Source organism: Sphingobacterium corticibacter, assembly GCF_003076635.1.
GTDB lineage: Bacteria > Bacteroidota > Bacteroidia > Sphingobacteriales > Sphingobacteriaceae > Sphingobacterium > Sphingobacterium corticibacter.
Map to the genome: position 1 here is coordinate 578239 of NZ_QDKG01000002.1, position 15005 is coordinate 593243.

General features: G+C 42.5%; 14 protein-coding genes. 8 read left to right on the top strand and 6 right to left on the bottom strand.

All coding sequences use genetic code 11. The features are described 5' to 3' along the window. Positions 1–2: 2 nt before the first annotated feature. On the bottom strand, positions 3–584 hold the full coding sequence (gene miaE, locus DC487_RS08550) for a tRNA-(ms[2]io[6]A)-hydroxylase (protein ID WP_116775527.1): 582 nt from the start codon (positions 582–584) through the stop codon (positions 3–5). Positions 585–651: 67 nt separating this feature from the next. Here miaE and DC487_RS08555 point away from each other — a divergent pair, with 67 nt between their 5' ends. From DC487_RS08555 to DC487_RS08565, 3 genes are all read left to right on the top strand, one after another. Then, positions 652–1893, top strand: coding sequence for a glycosyltransferase (locus tag DC487_RS08555; protein WP_116775528.1), 1242 nt, complete (start codon positions 652–654; stop codon positions 1891–1893). 77 nt (positions 1894–1970) lie between these two features. Then, positions 1971–2444, top strand: coding sequence for a DUF4293 domain-containing protein (locus tag DC487_RS08560; protein ID WP_116775529.1), 474 nt, complete (start codon positions 1971–1973; stop codon positions 2442–2444). Between the two features lie 32 nt (positions 2445–2476). Continuing rightward, positions 2477–2923 carry a hypothetical protein gene (locus DC487_RS08565; RefSeq protein WP_116775530.1) on the top strand — a complete coding sequence of 149 codons (447 nt, stop codon included), beginning with the start codon at positions 2477–2479 and terminating at the stop codon, positions 2921–2923. Positions 2924–2941: 18 nt separating this feature from the next. Here the strand turns inward: DC487_RS08565 and DC487_RS08570 are convergent, their stop codons facing one another. Further along, a complete protein-coding gene (locus tag DC487_RS08570; protein WP_116775531.1) occupies positions 2942–3481 on the bottom strand; it encodes a tetratricopeptide repeat protein in 540 nt (179 codons plus the stop codon). 94 nt (positions 3482–3575) lie between these two features. Here DC487_RS08570 and ung point away from each other — a divergent pair, with 94 nt between their 5' ends. Beyond that, positions 3576–4247 (top strand): uracil-DNA glycosylase, encoded by a 672-nt coding sequence (ung, locus tag DC487_RS08575; protein ID WP_116775532.1) that lies wholly within the window; start codon positions 3576–3578, stop codon positions 4245–4247. 11 nt (positions 4248–4258) lie between these two features. Here ung and DC487_RS08580 read toward each other — a convergent pair whose 3' ends face one another. Then, positions 4259–5329 (bottom strand): DUF6695 family protein, encoded by a 1071-nt coding sequence (locus tag DC487_RS08580; RefSeq protein ID WP_116775533.1) that lies wholly within the window; start codon positions 5327–5329, stop codon positions 4259–4261. A 13-nt stretch (positions 5330–5342) separates the two neighbouring features. Beyond that, positions 5343–5813, bottom strand: a complete 471-nt coding sequence (locus tag DC487_RS08585) for an Lrp/AsnC family transcriptional regulator (RefSeq protein ID WP_116775608.1) — start codon at positions 5811–5813, stop codon at positions 5343–5345. 318 nt (positions 5814–6131) lie between these two features. Here DC487_RS08585 and sufB point away from each other — a divergent pair, with 318 nt between their 5' ends. From sufB to sufD, 3 genes are all read left to right on the top strand, one after another. Then, positions 6132–7583 carry a Fe-S cluster assembly protein SufB gene (sufB, locus tag DC487_RS08590; protein ID WP_066755883.1) on the top strand — a complete coding sequence of 484 codons (1452 nt, stop codon included), beginning with the start codon at positions 6132–6134 and terminating at the stop codon, positions 7581–7583. Between the two features lie 71 nt (positions 7584–7654). Then, entirely contained in the window at positions 7655–8413 is a 759-nt protein-coding gene (sufC, locus tag DC487_RS08595) for a Fe-S cluster assembly ATPase SufC (protein WP_116775609.1), read from the top strand. 46 nt (positions 8414–8459) lie between these two features. Next, positions 8460–9773: a Fe-S cluster assembly protein SufD gene (sufD, locus tag DC487_RS08600; RefSeq protein ID WP_116775534.1), complete on the top strand. Its 1314-nt coding sequence runs from the start codon at positions 8460–8462 to the stop codon at positions 9771–9773. Between the two features lie 58 nt (positions 9774–9831). Here the strand turns inward: sufD and DC487_RS08605 are convergent, their stop codons facing one another. Together DC487_RS08605 and DC487_RS08610 are read right to left on the bottom strand one after the other, a co-directional pair. Further along, positions 9832–10656 (bottom strand): MBL fold metallo-hydrolase, encoded by an 825-nt coding sequence (locus DC487_RS08605; protein WP_116775535.1) that lies wholly within the window; start codon positions 10654–10656, stop codon positions 9832–9834. 60 nt (positions 10657–10716) lie between these two features. After that, on the bottom strand, positions 10717–11448 hold the full coding sequence (locus DC487_RS08610; protein WP_239016347.1) for a ThuA domain-containing protein: 732 nt from the start codon (positions 11446–11448) through the stop codon (positions 10717–10719). Positions 11449–11692: 244 nt separating this feature from the next. Between DC487_RS08610 and secA the strand changes: the two genes are divergently transcribed. Continuing rightward, positions 11693–14995 carry a preprotein translocase subunit SecA gene (secA, locus tag DC487_RS08615; RefSeq protein WP_116775537.1) on the top strand — a complete coding sequence of 1101 codons (3303 nt, stop codon included), beginning with the start codon at positions 11693–11695 and terminating at the stop codon, positions 14993–14995. Positions 14996–15005: the final 10 nt, after the last annotated feature.

Genomic DNA, 15005 nt, shown 5'->3' on the forward strand with positions numbered 1-15005 from the left:
TACTAACCGTGTATTTGCTCTTTTGTGCCGTAGCTCTGAATCAGCTCTCCTTCAAATGTAAGCCACTCTTGCCAACGTTTATCGACATCCGTGCCTTCAGTGTATTTCCGAGCGAAGTTGAGAAAAGTGGTATAATGATTGGCTTCGGAAACCATCAGTTCATGATAAAATTTGGCCAATTTCTCGTCTTGCAGATTCTTAGACAAGACGCGGAAACGTTCGCAGCTGCGCGCTTCGATCATGGCCGCAAAAAGCAAGCGATCAATAAAAGCTTGATTTCTGGATCCATCCTTTTTAGAAAACTTCATCAAACGACCCACATAATCATCTTTGCGCTCGCGTCCTAATGTGTAGCCCCGTTCTTTGATGATGTCGATCACCATCTGAAAGTGCTCCATCTCTTCGATTGCGATTGCGGTAAGCTCATGCACGAGGTCCTCGTATTCGCAGTTTTGCGTGATGAGTGAGATCGCATTCGAAGCTGCTTTTTGCTCACACCACGCGTGGTCTGTCAATATTTCTTCGAGATTGGACTCCGCCACGTTGGCCCAGCGTGGATCTGTCAGTAGTTTTAATCCTAACATTGCTCTGTTCGTTTGTACAAAATTACGAAAATTAAAAACACGCCGTTTAAATATCCTAACTTGCGCGATGCCCCGTACCAAGCTATTTGTGATTGGCCAAGTATGGCCTGAACCGACCTCTTCTGCCGCCGGCTGGCGGATGTTGCAACTATTGGAGTTATTTCTAAAACAGTACGATGAAGTGCACTTTGCTTCTGCTGCAGCGCTATCTCCGCATAGTCATCCTTTGGAGGAAATGGGAATCGCGTGTCATTCCATTTTGCTCAATGATAGCTCTTTTGATAATTTGTTGCGGGAGCTGAATCCCGATGTCGTGGTTTTTGATCGCTTTATGATCGAAGAACAATTTGGTTGGCGTGTAGCCGAGAATTGTCCACAAGCGCTTCGCATTTTAGATACAGAAGATTTGCATTTCCTGCGTTTGGCGCGTCAAGAAGCCTATCGCCAGCAGATCTCCTGGTCTGATGAGTTGTTGTATTCGCCTACGGCGATGCGCGAACTGGCGGCCATTTATCGCTGTGATCTATCGCTGATTATTTCGCGCAGCGAGTATGAGTTGTTGGTCGACCAATTCCGAGTCCACGAATCCTTATTGTATTATCTGCCTTTCTTTGCAGAAAAAACGAACGAAGCAGATAGCGCATCATTGCCAACTTTTAAAGAACGAAAAAACCTCATTTTTATAGGTAACTTTTTGCACGAGCCCAACTGGAAGACGGTAGAAGAGCTCAAAAAGACCTATTGGCCAGAGATCCGTAAGGCATTGCCGAAGGCAGAATTACACATTTATGGAGCGTATGCTTCGCAAAAAGTAGAACAGCTTCACCGACCACAAGAAGGTTTTTTGATCAAAGGTCGCGCGGGTAATGCGCGGCAGACGATCCAATCGTATCGTTTGTTGTTGGCGCCGATTCCATTCGGTGCCGGACAGAAAGGAAAGTTCGTTGATGCCATGATCACGGGCACGCCATCTATCACTTCGAGCGTTGGTGCAGAAGGTATGAATCCAGAAATTTGGCCCGGGGCAGTAAGGGATTCATTGGAAAATTTTGTTTCTGAAACGATGAAACTGTATAAGAATGAGGTTTATTGGTTGGAAAAGCAAGCGCTGATCCCAACGGCTTTAAGCAATCTGATGGCCGATGATCCGGCGCAAATGCTATTTATGCAACAAATTACAGACCTATCTGAAAATATTACGTTGCATCGAAATCAAAATATGATCGGTCGAATCTTGGCGCAAGAGCAGTATGCAGCCAAGAAATATATGTCGCGCTGGATAGAGGCTAAGAATATTTCTAGCAAGTAATAGTTTATCAAACCAAACGTAATTACACCTGTTTAATAGTATATTTGTCCGCATAGTAATAAAATGTTCGCGCTATTATGATACAACGTATTCAATCCGTTTGGCTTTTGCTTTCAGGTTTAGTATTGACGACTCTATTTTTGTTTCCGTATGTGAATTATATTGACCTCGTGGGGTTAGGTAAGCAAATTTATGTTTCTGGAATCTACACCTCGGTCAATAACGAGGCCGTCAAGCAAGAGAGTTTTATCCTGCAAAGTATTGTCGCAGTGTTTATTGCCGTGATGCCTATTGTACTGATATTCCTCTTCAAGGATAGGAAGCGTCAGGTCAGATTCATTTACCTGCAATTGGTGCTGATCGTATTGTTCGCAGTATGGATGTATGTAAGTGCCAATAATGTGTTGTCTGCCAACAATCAGTACCTAAGTGCGAACAATATTGGAATCGGCTTCTTCCTTTTGCCAGTATCCATCATTTTTCTATCGATGGCTTTGGGAGCTATCCGTAATGATGAGAAGTTGATCAAATCAGCAGATCGCCTTCGGTAATCCCCTTTTAATAATTTTTCAGTACGCTACCTATGTTTAAGAAAATAGTTGTTTTTCTAGTTTTCAGTCTACCCCTTTTTCTCGCAGCACAAGAAGATACTACAGTCTTGTTGTTAGATGATTTGCAGTTTGATGTGCGTTCTGTCAAGATGAACAAGGATACCGCCGTTGTTGATCTGTTTGTGATCTCTTCACTACGTCAGCAGCGAGAATTCAAAATGAATACCTATGCTTCTACGCTTGTAGATAAAAAAGATAATGATATCCTGTATACGCAGATACAGATGGGGCGAGTACGCATTCATATCGATGATCGACAAAATTACCTGAACCATATCTTATCAATGGATGTACCTGTCTCTTTGCAATTCAAGGTGGCGGGGTGGAAAAAAGAAAACGGCCTTCCGCAGGGCGTTAAGATTGTTTTTGAAGATAGTAGGGAACCTGGTCGCTTTAGGCAAATCACGGTTCGACTATAGATATTGCTGAAATCGCGATTATCTGGAGTAGCGGAACTGCTGTTTATCCATCATCGTCATCTGCGATTTCATCATTTTTATCTGCTCATCGAGCAATTTGTTTTTGTCGGCTCTTTTTGCTTCCGAAAGCAATTTCTCAGCCCCACGCTTATCGCGCTTCGCCATCGCAATGCCGGCCAAACTCAACTTGGCAAGCGCTACGTTGTGATCCATATGTAAGCCCAAAGAAAGTGCTTTCTTAAAAAATTTCTCCGCCTGTAATGGTGCTTTTTGTGATTCGATCAATCCCAATAACATGTGGTAATAACCATGTTGAGCCGGTACTAATTCTTTCTCAAAGTTCTTGATTTTCTTTAGCCAAAGCTCTGCTTTAGGCATATTCTCTTTGCGTAGGTGCCACTGCGCAAGCAACATTTTTTCGTTGAAAAATACGGTTACCCAAGTCAAGATCGTTACTAAAACAGCTAATATTCCCCATCCCCACATCCCAAACCAGAATAAGGTAGCGGTGCCAATGACAAATAGACTGGCTATGATAATGCGTATTAAATTCGACATATAATTTCTTAATTTCTTTTTTATGCAAATATCCGATAATTAATAGAGGTATCCAATTGTATGCCACAATTAAACGAAAATTGTACATTTGGATATGTCCAAAAGATACCACGAAAGTTGGGATTCCGTATTTCAACCCTTGTTTGAGCAACCGATGATGCGCACCTTGTCGCAATTTGTACAGCAAGAGAGACAAAGAGCTAATGTTTTTCCTCCAGAAGACTTGGTGTTCAATGCTTTTCGTTTGACGCCATTGCCCGAAGTCAAAGTCGTCATCCTCGGGCAAGATCCTTACCATAATATCGGGCAAGCACATGGCTTATCTTTTTCGGTGCCTGTTGGCGTTGCCATTCCACCTTCGTTGAAGAATATTTACACAGAGCTGGTGGATGATATTCCTGGTTTTAAATATCCGCAAAGTGGAGATCTGACCAAATGGGCAGAGCAAGGTGTTTTGTTACTCAACGCCACATTGACGGTGCGTGCACATGAAGCTGCCTCGCACCAAAAGAAAGGTTGGGAGCAGTTTACAGATTCGGTTATACAGTCTATTTCTCAGCAATGTGCTGGTGTGGTTTTTATACTTTGGGGGAGTTATGCGATCAAGAAGTCGGCGCTTATTGATCAAACAAAGCATTTGATATTGACATCGGTACACCCTTCGCCATTATCCGTTTATCGTGGTTTTTTTGGTTCGAAACCATTCTCACAGACCAATGTCTATCTTGCGCAACAAGGAAAGCAGCCGATTGATTGGCAGGTATAATCAAGAAGGAATTATGCGTACAACTCTTTGACGATTTCGAACTTGAAATCGTCTATTTCTAGCTGCTTGATATGGTTAATGCGTATTTTGATGTCATTCTGCTCAATATGTGTAAATAGCAGATGGCTGTCGTACACCACGCGCCAAGGCACATCTGTTTGGATCGCTACGCTTGCTTCACCTCGTACCACATACTCTAATTCGCCTTGGGTAGTAAACCGCTTGATGATAAATTGACGATCATTTTCTGCCCGAGTTACTGAGTACCATGCGCCATCACCCACGCCACCAAGATACGTAGCTTCTTTAGGAATCGTGATCGGTTTGGATCTAAAATCTACCGCACCAATTATCTGATCGTTAGGCAAGAGGTCCGATTTTTTCTGAGAAACATTATCACCTAGTTGCTTAATCAAAAACCAAAATGATTTCCAACGATTCATGTGAAAATATTGAAGACCTTCTGTCGGGCAAAACGAATAGATCATGCGATTGTGCACGGCATTGACCACATTGCTAATCGGGCTTGCTTTGATAGTTTCCGGTAGATTGATACCATGCCAGTAATGGTATTTTTTAGAAGATTTGATCAACATTCGAGTGATGAATCGAGAGCAGTTATTGTTGTGGCGAGCTACTGCACCATACGGGTAAGTACCTTTCTCGACCCAAGAATCCCCAAATAGCTTAGCCAATGCAAAATTGATGTTTTCTGCCACAGAAAAGTACAATTGCCCTTCGCCATACATCGCGCTTTTCAAGGTTTCGAAGTAATGTACAATCTCCTCTAAGTTGGTAATCTGACCTTCGCTAATCTGCGCTTTTAGGTCAATCGCCAATCGAGGGTCAGATTCTTGAGAGCGTGCACGACCATATCCACGGGGAGATATGTAACGGCCAAAATCGTAAAATCGCATATTGCCCGTAGCTCTTTCTACCAAGACTATTCCAGTGTGGCCAACCTTGAAGTTTAGGTTTTTGACTAATCCAATTTTCTTGAAAAACATCATCCACTTTTCGTCGCCACGAATGGTAGCATCGGGCCAGGTAAGTATGATGGCAAGATCGTCAAATGTATGCATACAGTTCTTCGGCTTAATATTGTAGAGGTACGATGGGTTGTTTTTTACTGGTAGACATGATTACCATAGTCTGAAATGTTTTCACATAAGGGATCTTGGTGATTTTCTCCATGATCACGCCTTCGTAGGCTTTAATATCACGAACGTAGACTTTCAATATAAAATCGCAATTTCCCGTTACGTGATGGCATTCTGTAACCTCTGGTATTTGCAGCACAGCGTCTACAAACTTTGGAATGGCATCCTGCGTATGAAAGTCGAGTGAAATTTGTATAAATGATTTGATGCCCAAGCCTAATTTTTCTTCGTCCACAAAAGCATGATAGCTTTTGATAAAACCAGAGTTTTCCAACTTACGAACGCGTTCCAATGTAGGTGCGGGAGAAAGACCAATACTCGTTGCGAGCTGTAAATTGGTGATACGCCCATTCTCTTGCAACAGTTTTAATATTTTAAGATCCGTCTTGTCAGGCTGGTAAGGCATTGCAATAAAATTTTGTGAAATGTAAATATACAATATTTTATTTGCCACCGTATTTTTACACTAAGTAAACATAGTGCAATATTTTAATTTGTAGCACAACCGCCTCCTGAGGTTAATTTCAATGTAATTTCTGAGCTATTTGATCCATAAGGCTTTATCTTGTTGATTTCTTGAAATTTCACTACATAATGAATCGGCTACTTTTTGATAATATCTCCATAATTGCCCAGTGTCGATAGTGCGTTATTCCTATTAAAGTGCTAAATTTGCAAATTGAAAATAGAGCAACCTAGTGTTGCTTAAAAAGGTGAAAGAGATATGAGTACCAAAGACGACGAATTACTTAAAGAACTTGAGCACGAGGAATATAAATATGGGTTTACGACCGATATTGATATGGAGATCGCGCCAAAAGGTCTTAACGAAGATACTGTACGCTTAATTTCTGCGAAGAAAAATGAGCCAGAATGGCTATTGGAATGGCGTTTAAAAGCATTTCGCCATTTTCAAACATTAGAAATGCCGACTTGGCAAAATTTTGACAATCCCGATGTGGATTTTCAAGATCTTTCGTACTATGCAGCACCTAAGCCTAAGAAGCAATTGAATAGTCTGGATGAAGTAGATCCAGAATTGCTATCTACATTTGCCAAATTAGGTATCCCATTAGATGAACAGAAAGTGTTAGCTGGTGTCGTTGCAGTAGATGCGGTATTCGACTCCGTGTCTGTAAAAACAACTTTTCGTGAAAAACTGAAAGAGAAAGGCGTCATCTTTTGCTCTTTCGGCGAGGCGGTACAAGAGTATCCAGAATTGGTGAAACAATATTTGGGTACCGTAGTGCCACAAACCGATAATATTTATGCGGCATTGAACTCGGCGGTATTTTCCGACGGTTCTTTTGTCTACATTCCGAAAGGCGTACGTTGTCCAATGGAGCTTTCGACCTACTTCCGTATCAATGCGCAGAATACAGGTCAGTTTGAGCGTACGTTAATCGTAGCCGATGAAGGGTCTTACGTTTCGTATTTAGAAGGTTGTACTGCGCCAATGCGTGATGAAAATCAATTGCACGCTGCCGTCGTTGAATTGATCGCGATGAAAGATGCAGAGATCAAATATTCTACCGTACAAAACTGGTATCCTGGTGATAAAGATGGTAAAGGTGGTATCTTGAACTTCGTAACCAAACGTGGTATCTGTAAAGGCGATAACTCCAAAATCTCTTGGACGCAGGTAGAAACAGGATCAGCGATCACGTGGAAATATCCGGGTGTGATCTTGAAAGGTGACAATAGCGTGGGCGAATTCTACTCCGTGGCGATGACACGTAACCGTCAGGTGGCAGATACGGGAACCAAAATGATTCACTTAGGTAAAAATACCAAGTCGAAAATCATTTCTAAAGGTATCTCTGCTGGATTGAGTCATAATAGTTATAGAGGTTTGGTGAAGATCGGTCCGAATGCGGATCAAGCGCGTAACTTCACACAGTGTGATTCATTGCTTATTGGTGACCGCTGTGGAGCGCACACTTTCCCATACATTGAGAGTAAAAATAAATCGGCCAAATTAGAGCACGAAGCCACTACTTCCAAAATTGGTGAAGATCAAGTGTTTTACTTGAATCAGCGCGGTATTGATCCAGAGAAAGCTGTTGGGCTAATCGTAAATGGATATGCCAAGGAAGTATTAAACCAACTTCCGATGGAATTTGCGGTAGAAGCACAGAAATTATTAGCGATATCGCTAGAAGGATCAGTAGGATAAGCACAAAAAGTAATACACTACTCTAGCGATAGCGCTACGCGCGTATGCTGGAAGAACAAATAATAAATAGCATGTTAAAGATTGAGAATTTGCACGCCTCAGTAGAGGATAAAAACATATTAAAGGGATTAAATCTAGAAGTGAAAGCGGGTGAAGTGCACGCGATCATGGGGCCAAATGGCGCTGGTAAAAGTACGTTAGGAAATGTATTGGCGGGTCGTGAATCTTATGATGTAACGGACGGTACAGCTTTGCTAGATGGCGTAGATTTATTGGATCTTTCGCCAGAAGATCGTGCTCGTGAAGGCTTGTTTTTAGCTTTCCAGTACCCAGTGGAGATTCCAGGTGTTTCAAACATCAACTTCTTGAAAACGGCTCTAAATGATATTCGTGAATACAAAGGCTTGCCAACGTTGGAAGCGAAAGAGTTTTTGCAGTTAGTGAAGGATAAACAACAATTAGTAGAGTTCTCCGCGAAATTGACCAATAGATCCTTGAATGAAGGCTTCTCCGGTGGCGAGAAGAAACGCAATGAGATCTTTCAATTGGCGATGCTAAATCCTAAATTATCTATTTTGGACGAAACAGATTCAGGTTTGGATATTGATGCATTGCGTATCGTAGCAAATGGCGTAAACCAATTACGTTCGGAAAACAATGCATTCGTCGTGATCACACACTACCAACGTTTGTTGGATTACATCGTGCCAGATTTCGTACACGTATTGTACAATGGTCGCATTGTAAAAACTGGGCCGAAAGAATTGGCTTTGGAATTGGAAGAAAAAGGATACGATTGGTTAAAAGAATTAGATACGCAGACCGCCTAATAAGGAAAAGAGAGGGAAGGTTATGAGTGTATTGACAACAAAAAATATGAGTACAATAACAGCAGAATCTCTGTTTCAACAATTGACAACGACTTTCCATGATTTGGAGAAGATCGATGAGCCGGCTGCATTAGCGGCTATTCGTCAGGAAGCGTTTGCAAAGTTTGAGCAGGCAGGGTTTCCTACGGTCAAAAATGAAGATTGGAAGTATACCAATATTCACAGTCTGGTTCAAGCACCTTATGTGCTAAACAGCGATGTGGATGTGGCCGATCTTGATTTAAGCCAAGCAGATATTCCAGCATTGGATGCACACCGTTTGGTATTGGTCAATGGCCAGTATACAGTCGCTTTTTCGAGCTTAGAAGAGGAAGATGGCTTGGTAGTAAAACCAATTGAGGATGCTGCGAACGATCCGCAATTTACCCGTCATTTTGCGCAACATGCTGACAAAACGGATAATGCTTTGGTGTATCTGAACACCGCATTGTACACCGCGGGTGTGTTTATTGAAGTGAAGCGCAATGCCGTTGTGAATAAACCCATTCATTTGGTACATGTAGCAACAGGGACAGAAGCATTTTTTGCGCAAACAAGAAATCTAATTGTAGCAGGTGCAAATGCGGAAGTAGAAATCATCGAGTCGTTCATCACGTTGGCAGGTACAGCAAAAAACCTACATAACAAGGTGACGGAGATCGTGCTTGAAGAGAATGCGAAAATGCAACATTACTATTTGCAGATCTCGGATGCATCGAGCAACTACATCAACCATACAGAAGTATACCAGAATAAGCACAGTTTGTACAATAACTACAACTGTAATTTCCCAGGTGCAACTTTCGTACGTAATAATATCAACGTACGCTTGGATGATGAGCAAGTTGAGTCTCATTTGTACGGCATCAACCTTTTGGCCGATAAGCAATTGGTAGACAATCATACCATTGTCGACCACATGAAGCCACACTGTGAGTCCTATGAATGGTACAAAAATATTCCACAAGACGATTCTACAGCAGTTTTTAATGGAAAGATTTTCGTGCGCGAAGATGCGCAGAAAACCAATGCTTTCCAGCAGAACAACAATATGTTGATTGGGGATAAATCTACGGTGTATACCAAGCCGCAGTTGGAAATCTTCGCCGATGATGTAAAGTGTTCACACGGTTGTACGATGGGTCAGTTTGACGATCAAGCCTTGTTCTATCTGCGTGCAAGAGGAATTGGTGAAGAATCAGCACGTACCTTATTAGTACATGCATTTGCATTTGATGTAACTTCTCGTTTCTCCAACGAATCTGTTCGTGAATATGTGGAAGCTTTAGTGGCCAAAGGTCTGGAGCCACGCCAAAACTAGTATAATATAATAATTAATATAAAGCCAAAAGCGTCTGATGAACCATCAGGCGCTTTTTTTATACCACTTCGCGCATGATCGGGGCTGACATCTCTGCCATGATGGCTGGTGTAGCCGATTGCAAATCTGCCAGATCGAAAATAGCCGAAGATTCATATCTAGTTGCGATAGACAAAGTAATATCTGTGCAATGCGGAGCAAATGTTTCCAGCACTTTTTCCACCGTATTATTCTGCCCAGAAAGGTGGCCTAAAATCAAATGTTTTAGGCGATCTGTACGTTTTTCCAGAAATAAAGCCAATGCCATGGCATTGGAGATGTGTCCCATGCCGCCACGAATCCTATTCTTCAGATAATAGCTATAACGTCCTTTTTGCAACATTTCCTCATCATAATTGCTTTCTAGCAGCAACACGTCGACATGTTGCACCACGTGCTTCACATTATCGCAAGCATGGCCGAGGTCGGTCAATATTCCGATATTATTTTTGCCATCAGACACCACAAAACTGCAAGGTTCTTTGGCGTCATGATATTTGGGAATCCCAATGATCTCTAATCCGCCGATACGCACACGTTCATTGGTTTTAATAATGCGCACCAGATGCTCTGGTAAGCGCAATTTGCTGCCGTCTAAAGTGCCTTGCGTCATGTAAATCGGAAGGTCATATTTTTTGGCAAATACCGACAATCCACAAATATGGTCGGTATGCTCATGTGTGATAAAGATGGCTTTCACCTGTGTTGGCAAAATGCCCAATTGGCCCATGCGTAAGTGCATGTGTTTGTTATTGATCCCGACATCGATAAGTACCGCGCTATCATCTTTAGCGACATAATAACAGTTACCATTACTTCCAGAAGCGATCGAGCAATATTTCATCGACAGCAAAAATAGAGAAAAATAAAAGGCCAATCAATGTGGTAAACACCGCTTGGGCGATTATTTGTTCGCCGGTTTCCCAAGCGCATACGTAATGCCACCAGCGATATGTTGCAGAAAGTCAGCGTCATCATAGGTTTCTTTAGTATGCCCCAAAGCTGTGTAGAAAGCACGGCCGCCGTCATAAGTATGATGCCAAGAAACGGGATGATAGTCTCCCATTTTGCCACCTTTGTAACTTTTCTCGTCGATCGTCATCAACAGGTTGACGGCTGGATTTAAATCTTTGAAATCATACCATTCGTCTTTATGCTTCCAGATTTCTGGCAAATGCTGAGTAGCTAAATGGCTGTGATCATGCACATGAATATCCGCAGTTTGTACTTCTGGATGACTGGCGAAATAGCCGCCGACCATCTTGCCGTACCACGGCCAATCGTATTCCGTATCGCTAGCGGCATGAATGCCGACAAAGCCATTTCCAGCTTGTATAAACCGTTCGAAGGCAGCTTGTTGTTCCGGGTTTAAGATATCGCCTGTGGTACTTAAAAATACAATTGCTTTATATTTTTGGAGTTGATCGTCCGTGAAAACGCCTGCATCTTCTGTGTGATATACGCTAAATCCATGCTCACGTCCGAGTTTCTGAATAGCTTCTGCACCTTTCTCAATGCTGTCATGTCGAAATCCCTTGGTTTTCGAAAAAACCAATACTTGGGGAAGTTCTTGCGCGATACCATGTAGCGTAGTGCAAACAAACAATAGGGCTATTAAGAATAGGTGTTTCATCATGTCAATAGGTTATAGGCTAAAGGTATCGATAATTTCTCGGAATGGTAAAATTCTCTACGGGAAATGCGGTTAGGAAGCTATGTTTCAGGCAATATTAAGTCAATTAAAAAAAACGGTAAAAAAACAGTGATATGCTGTTACTTATCATTGTGAATAATTAAATTTGCCCGATTAGTGTCAAAATGTCTGTTTAGGAACTTTGGATTTATTATTGTGCACTAGCTGAGTACAGATTAAAAAGATTATGTTAAAATTCTTAAGTAAATTATTTGGTAGCAAGTCTGAGCGGGATATCAAAGGAATACAACCTATAGTAGATAAGATCAAAGAAGAGTACGAAAAGCTTGCCAGCTTGTCAAATGATGATTTGAGAGCAAAAACAGCTAGCTTTAAGAGCCGCATCGCGGAATACCTAAAAGAGATCGATGAGGAGATTACAAGCCTAAAAGAGCAGGCCGAAGCTACCGAAGATATGGAGTCAAAAACGGCTTACTATGAAAAGGTAGATAAACTCACAAAAGATAGAGACAAGAAACTAGAAGAAGTGCTTTTGGAGATCTTGCCAGAAGCATTTGCGGTGGTGAAAGATACCGCCAGACGTTTCACCGAAAATAAAGAAATCTCTGTAACGGCCAGCCAATTTGACCGTGATATAGCGGCTTTGAAGCCGAATGTGACGATCCAAGGCGATCAAGCCGTTTGGAAAAATAGCTGGTCTGCAGCCGGTACGGACGTGACTTGGAATATGGTGCACTATGATGTACAGCTGATCGGTGGTATTGTATTGCATCAAGGTAAAATCTCCGAAATGTCTACCGGTGAAGGAAAGACTTTGGTAGGAACTTTGCCAACTTATCTAAATGCATTATCAGGTCAAGGTATTCACATCATTACGGTGAACGATTACTTAGCACGTCGTGACTCGGAGTGGAATGGCCCATTGTTCGAATTCCACGGTTTGAGCGTAGATTGTATCGATAAGCATCAGCCCAACTCTCCACAGCGTCGCAAAGCATATGCTGCCGACATCGTGTACGGTACCAATAACGAATTTGGTTTTGACTACCTGCGTGACAACATGACGCAAAATCCAGAAGCGATGGTACAGCGCAAGCTGCACTTTGCCATGATTGATGAGGTGGATTCGGTATTAATTGACGATGCGCGTACGCCATTGATCATTTCTGGTCCAATTCCAAAAGGCGATCAGCACGAATTTTATCAACTAAAGCCACGTATCGAACGTTTGGTCAATGCACAAAAAGCCTATGTGAATGGTGCCTTGAATCAAGCGAAAAAAGCTGTTGCAGCTGGCGATGTTGATCCAGAAGCTGGCGGTTTGGCTTTGTTCCGCGCTTACCGCGGTTTGCCAAAAAATAAAGCCTTGATCAAGTTCTTAAGCGAAAGCAATCACCGCCAAGTCCTACAAAAAGTAGAAAACTTCTACATGGCAGAGCAAAATCGTCATATGCCGAAGGCAGATGAAGAATTGTTCTTCGTGATCGATGAAAAGAACAATCAAGTAGAGCTAACCGAAAAAGGTATTGAGTTGATCACCACTTCTGGTGAAGATCCAACTTTCTTCATCCTTCCGGATGTAGGTACCGAGATTGCTGCGATTGAGAATTCTAACGATCCATTAGAAGAAAAAGCGCGTCAAAAAGAAGAATTATTACGTGATTATTCGATCAAAGCAGAGCGTATTCACTCGATCAACCAATTGTTGAAAGCATATACGTTGTTTGAGATTGATGATCAATATATCGTAGACGAAGGCAAAGTAAAAATCGTGGATGAGCAAACGGGCCGTATCATGGATGGTCGCCGTTACTCGGATGGTTTGCACCAAGCGATCGAGGCAAAAGAAAATGTAAAAGTAGAAGATGCGACGCAGACGTATGCGACGATTACTTTGCAAAACTACTTCCGTATGTACCACAAATTAGCAGGTATGACGGGTACGGCTTCTACCGAAGCGGGCGAGTTATGGGAAATCTACAAATTGGATGTAGTCGAGATCCCAACTAATAAAGGAATTCAGCGTGACGACAGACAAGATTACATCTACCGTACCGCAAGAGAGAAATACAATGCCGTAGCACAAGAAATCCAGACATTGACCGATGCACAAAGACCGGTATTGGTTGGTACGACTTCGGTAGAGATTTCCGAATTGTTGAGCCGTATGTTGAAAATGCGCGGTATCAAGCACAATGTCTTGAACGCGAAATTGCACCAAAAAGAGGCAGATATCGTAGCGGAAGCGGGTAAACCAGGTCAGGTAACGATCGCCACAAACATGGCGGGTCGTGGTACGGATATTAAGCTAGCCAGCGAAGTAATCAATGCGGGCGGTTTAGCGATTATTGGTACAGAGCGTCACGAGTCACGTCGCGTGGATCGTCAATTACGTGGTCGTGCAGGTCGTCAAGGAGATCCGGGTTCTTCTCAGTTCTTCGTTTCTTTGGAAGATCCATTGATGCGTTTATTCGCTTCAGAGCGTATCTCTAATTTGATGGTACGTATGGGCGTAGAAGATGGCGAAGTGATGCAGCACGGCATGTTGACCAAATCGATCGAGCGTGCACAACGTAAAGTGGAGGAAAACAACTTTGGTATCCGTAAACGTTTGTTGGAATACGATGATGTGATGAACTCACAACGTACCGTCATCTATACGAAACGTAAAAACGCGTTATTCGGACAACGTCTGGATGTAGATTTGAACAATACGATCTTCGACGTTGTTGAAGATGTGGTGCTTTCTTCCAAAGAAGGAGGTTCATTCGAAGAGTTCCAAATCGAAGTGATCCGTCTTTTCGCGGTAGATCCATCGATCACCGAAGAAGAATTCAAATCATGCAGTACAGAAACCTTAATTGACAAGTTGTTCGGTCAGGTTATCGCACATTACCAGGAGAAAGCAGCACACGTAGCGGCGCAAACCTTGCCGGTAATGACGAATGTGATGGCTGAGCGTGGCGATATGATCGAGAACGTGGTGGTACCATTCTCAGATGGCACGCGCGGCATACAAGTGTCTACCAACTTGCAAAAAGCAGTAGAATCTAAAGGCAAGGAAGTGTTTAGATCTTTTGAAAAAGGTATAGTTCTTGCTCTGATAGATGAAGCTTGGAAAGAGCACTTGCGTGAAATGGATGACTTGAAGCAGTCGGTACAAAATGCCGTATATGAGCAGAAAGATCCGATTGTAATCTATAAAATGGAAGCTTACAACCTGTTTAAAGAGATGTTGGCCTCTATGAATAAAGAAATTGTCAGCTTCTTGTTCAAAGGAGAAATCCCTGGACAACAAGGTCAGCAAGCAGAACAAGTCAAGGAAGCACGTCCTTTACCAGCACAACCGGCACAGGTGACCGCTTCGAAACAAGAGCTTTCTTTGCCTACAGGTGTAAGCGAAGAAGATGTAGACACGCGTACAGCACAAGTGACTGCGCCGATTCGCAAAGAGCAAACGGTAGGTCGCAATGACGAATGTCCTTGTGGTTCTGGCAAAAAATATAAAAACTGCCACGGCAGCAAATAAGAAATAAAAA

What these genes read in the sequence shown, in the direction of transcription:
- sufB (WP_066755883.1), top strand. Translation starts at nt 6,132, where the DNA reads ATGAGTACCAAAGACGACGAATTACTTAAAGAACTTGAGCACGAGGAA.
- DC487_RS08610 (WP_239016347.1), bottom strand. Translation starts at nt 11,448, where the DNA reads ATGATGAAACACCTATTCTTAATAGCCCTATTGTTTGTTTGCACTACG.
- sufC (WP_116775609.1), top strand. Translation starts at nt 7,655, where the DNA reads ATGTTAAAGATTGAGAATTTGCACGCCTCAGTAGAGGATAAAAACATA.
- DC487_RS08555 (WP_116775528.1), top strand. Translation starts at nt 652, where the DNA reads ATGCCCCGTACCAAGCTATTTGTGATTGGCCAAGTATGGCCTGAACCG.
- secA (WP_116775537.1), top strand. Translation starts at nt 11,693, where the DNA reads ATGTTAAAATTCTTAAGTAAATTATTTGGTAGCAAGTCTGAGCGGGAT.
- ung (WP_116775532.1), top strand. Translation starts at nt 3,576, where the DNA reads ATGTCCAAAAGATACCACGAAAGTTGGGATTCCGTATTTCAACCCTTG.
- DC487_RS08580 (WP_116775533.1), bottom strand. Translation starts at nt 5,329, where the DNA reads ATGCATACATTTGACGATCTTGCCATCATACTTACCTGGCCCGATGCT.
- sufD (WP_116775534.1), top strand. Translation starts at nt 8,460, where the DNA reads ATGAGTACAATAACAGCAGAATCTCTGTTTCAACAATTGACAACGACT.
- DC487_RS08570 (WP_116775531.1), bottom strand. Translation starts at nt 3,481, where the DNA reads ATGTCGAATTTAATACGCATTATCATAGCCAGTCTATTTGTCATTGGC.
- DC487_RS08605 (WP_116775535.1), bottom strand. Translation starts at nt 10,656, where the DNA reads ATGAAATATTGCTCGATCGCTTCTGGAAGTAATGGTAACTGTTATTAT.
- DC487_RS08565 (WP_116775530.1), top strand. Translation starts at nt 2,477, where the DNA reads ATGTTTAAGAAAATAGTTGTTTTTCTAGTTTTCAGTCTACCCCTTTTT.
- miaE (WP_116775527.1), bottom strand. Translation starts at nt 584, where the DNA reads ATGTTAGGATTAAAACTACTGACAGATCCACGCTGGGCCAACGTGGCG.
- DC487_RS08560 (WP_116775529.1), top strand. Translation starts at nt 1,971, where the DNA reads ATGATACAACGTATTCAATCCGTTTGGCTTTTGCTTTCAGGTTTAGTA.
- DC487_RS08585 (WP_116775608.1), bottom strand. Translation starts at nt 5,813, where the DNA reads ATGCCTTACCAGCCTGACAAGACGGATCTTAAAATATTAAAACTGTTG.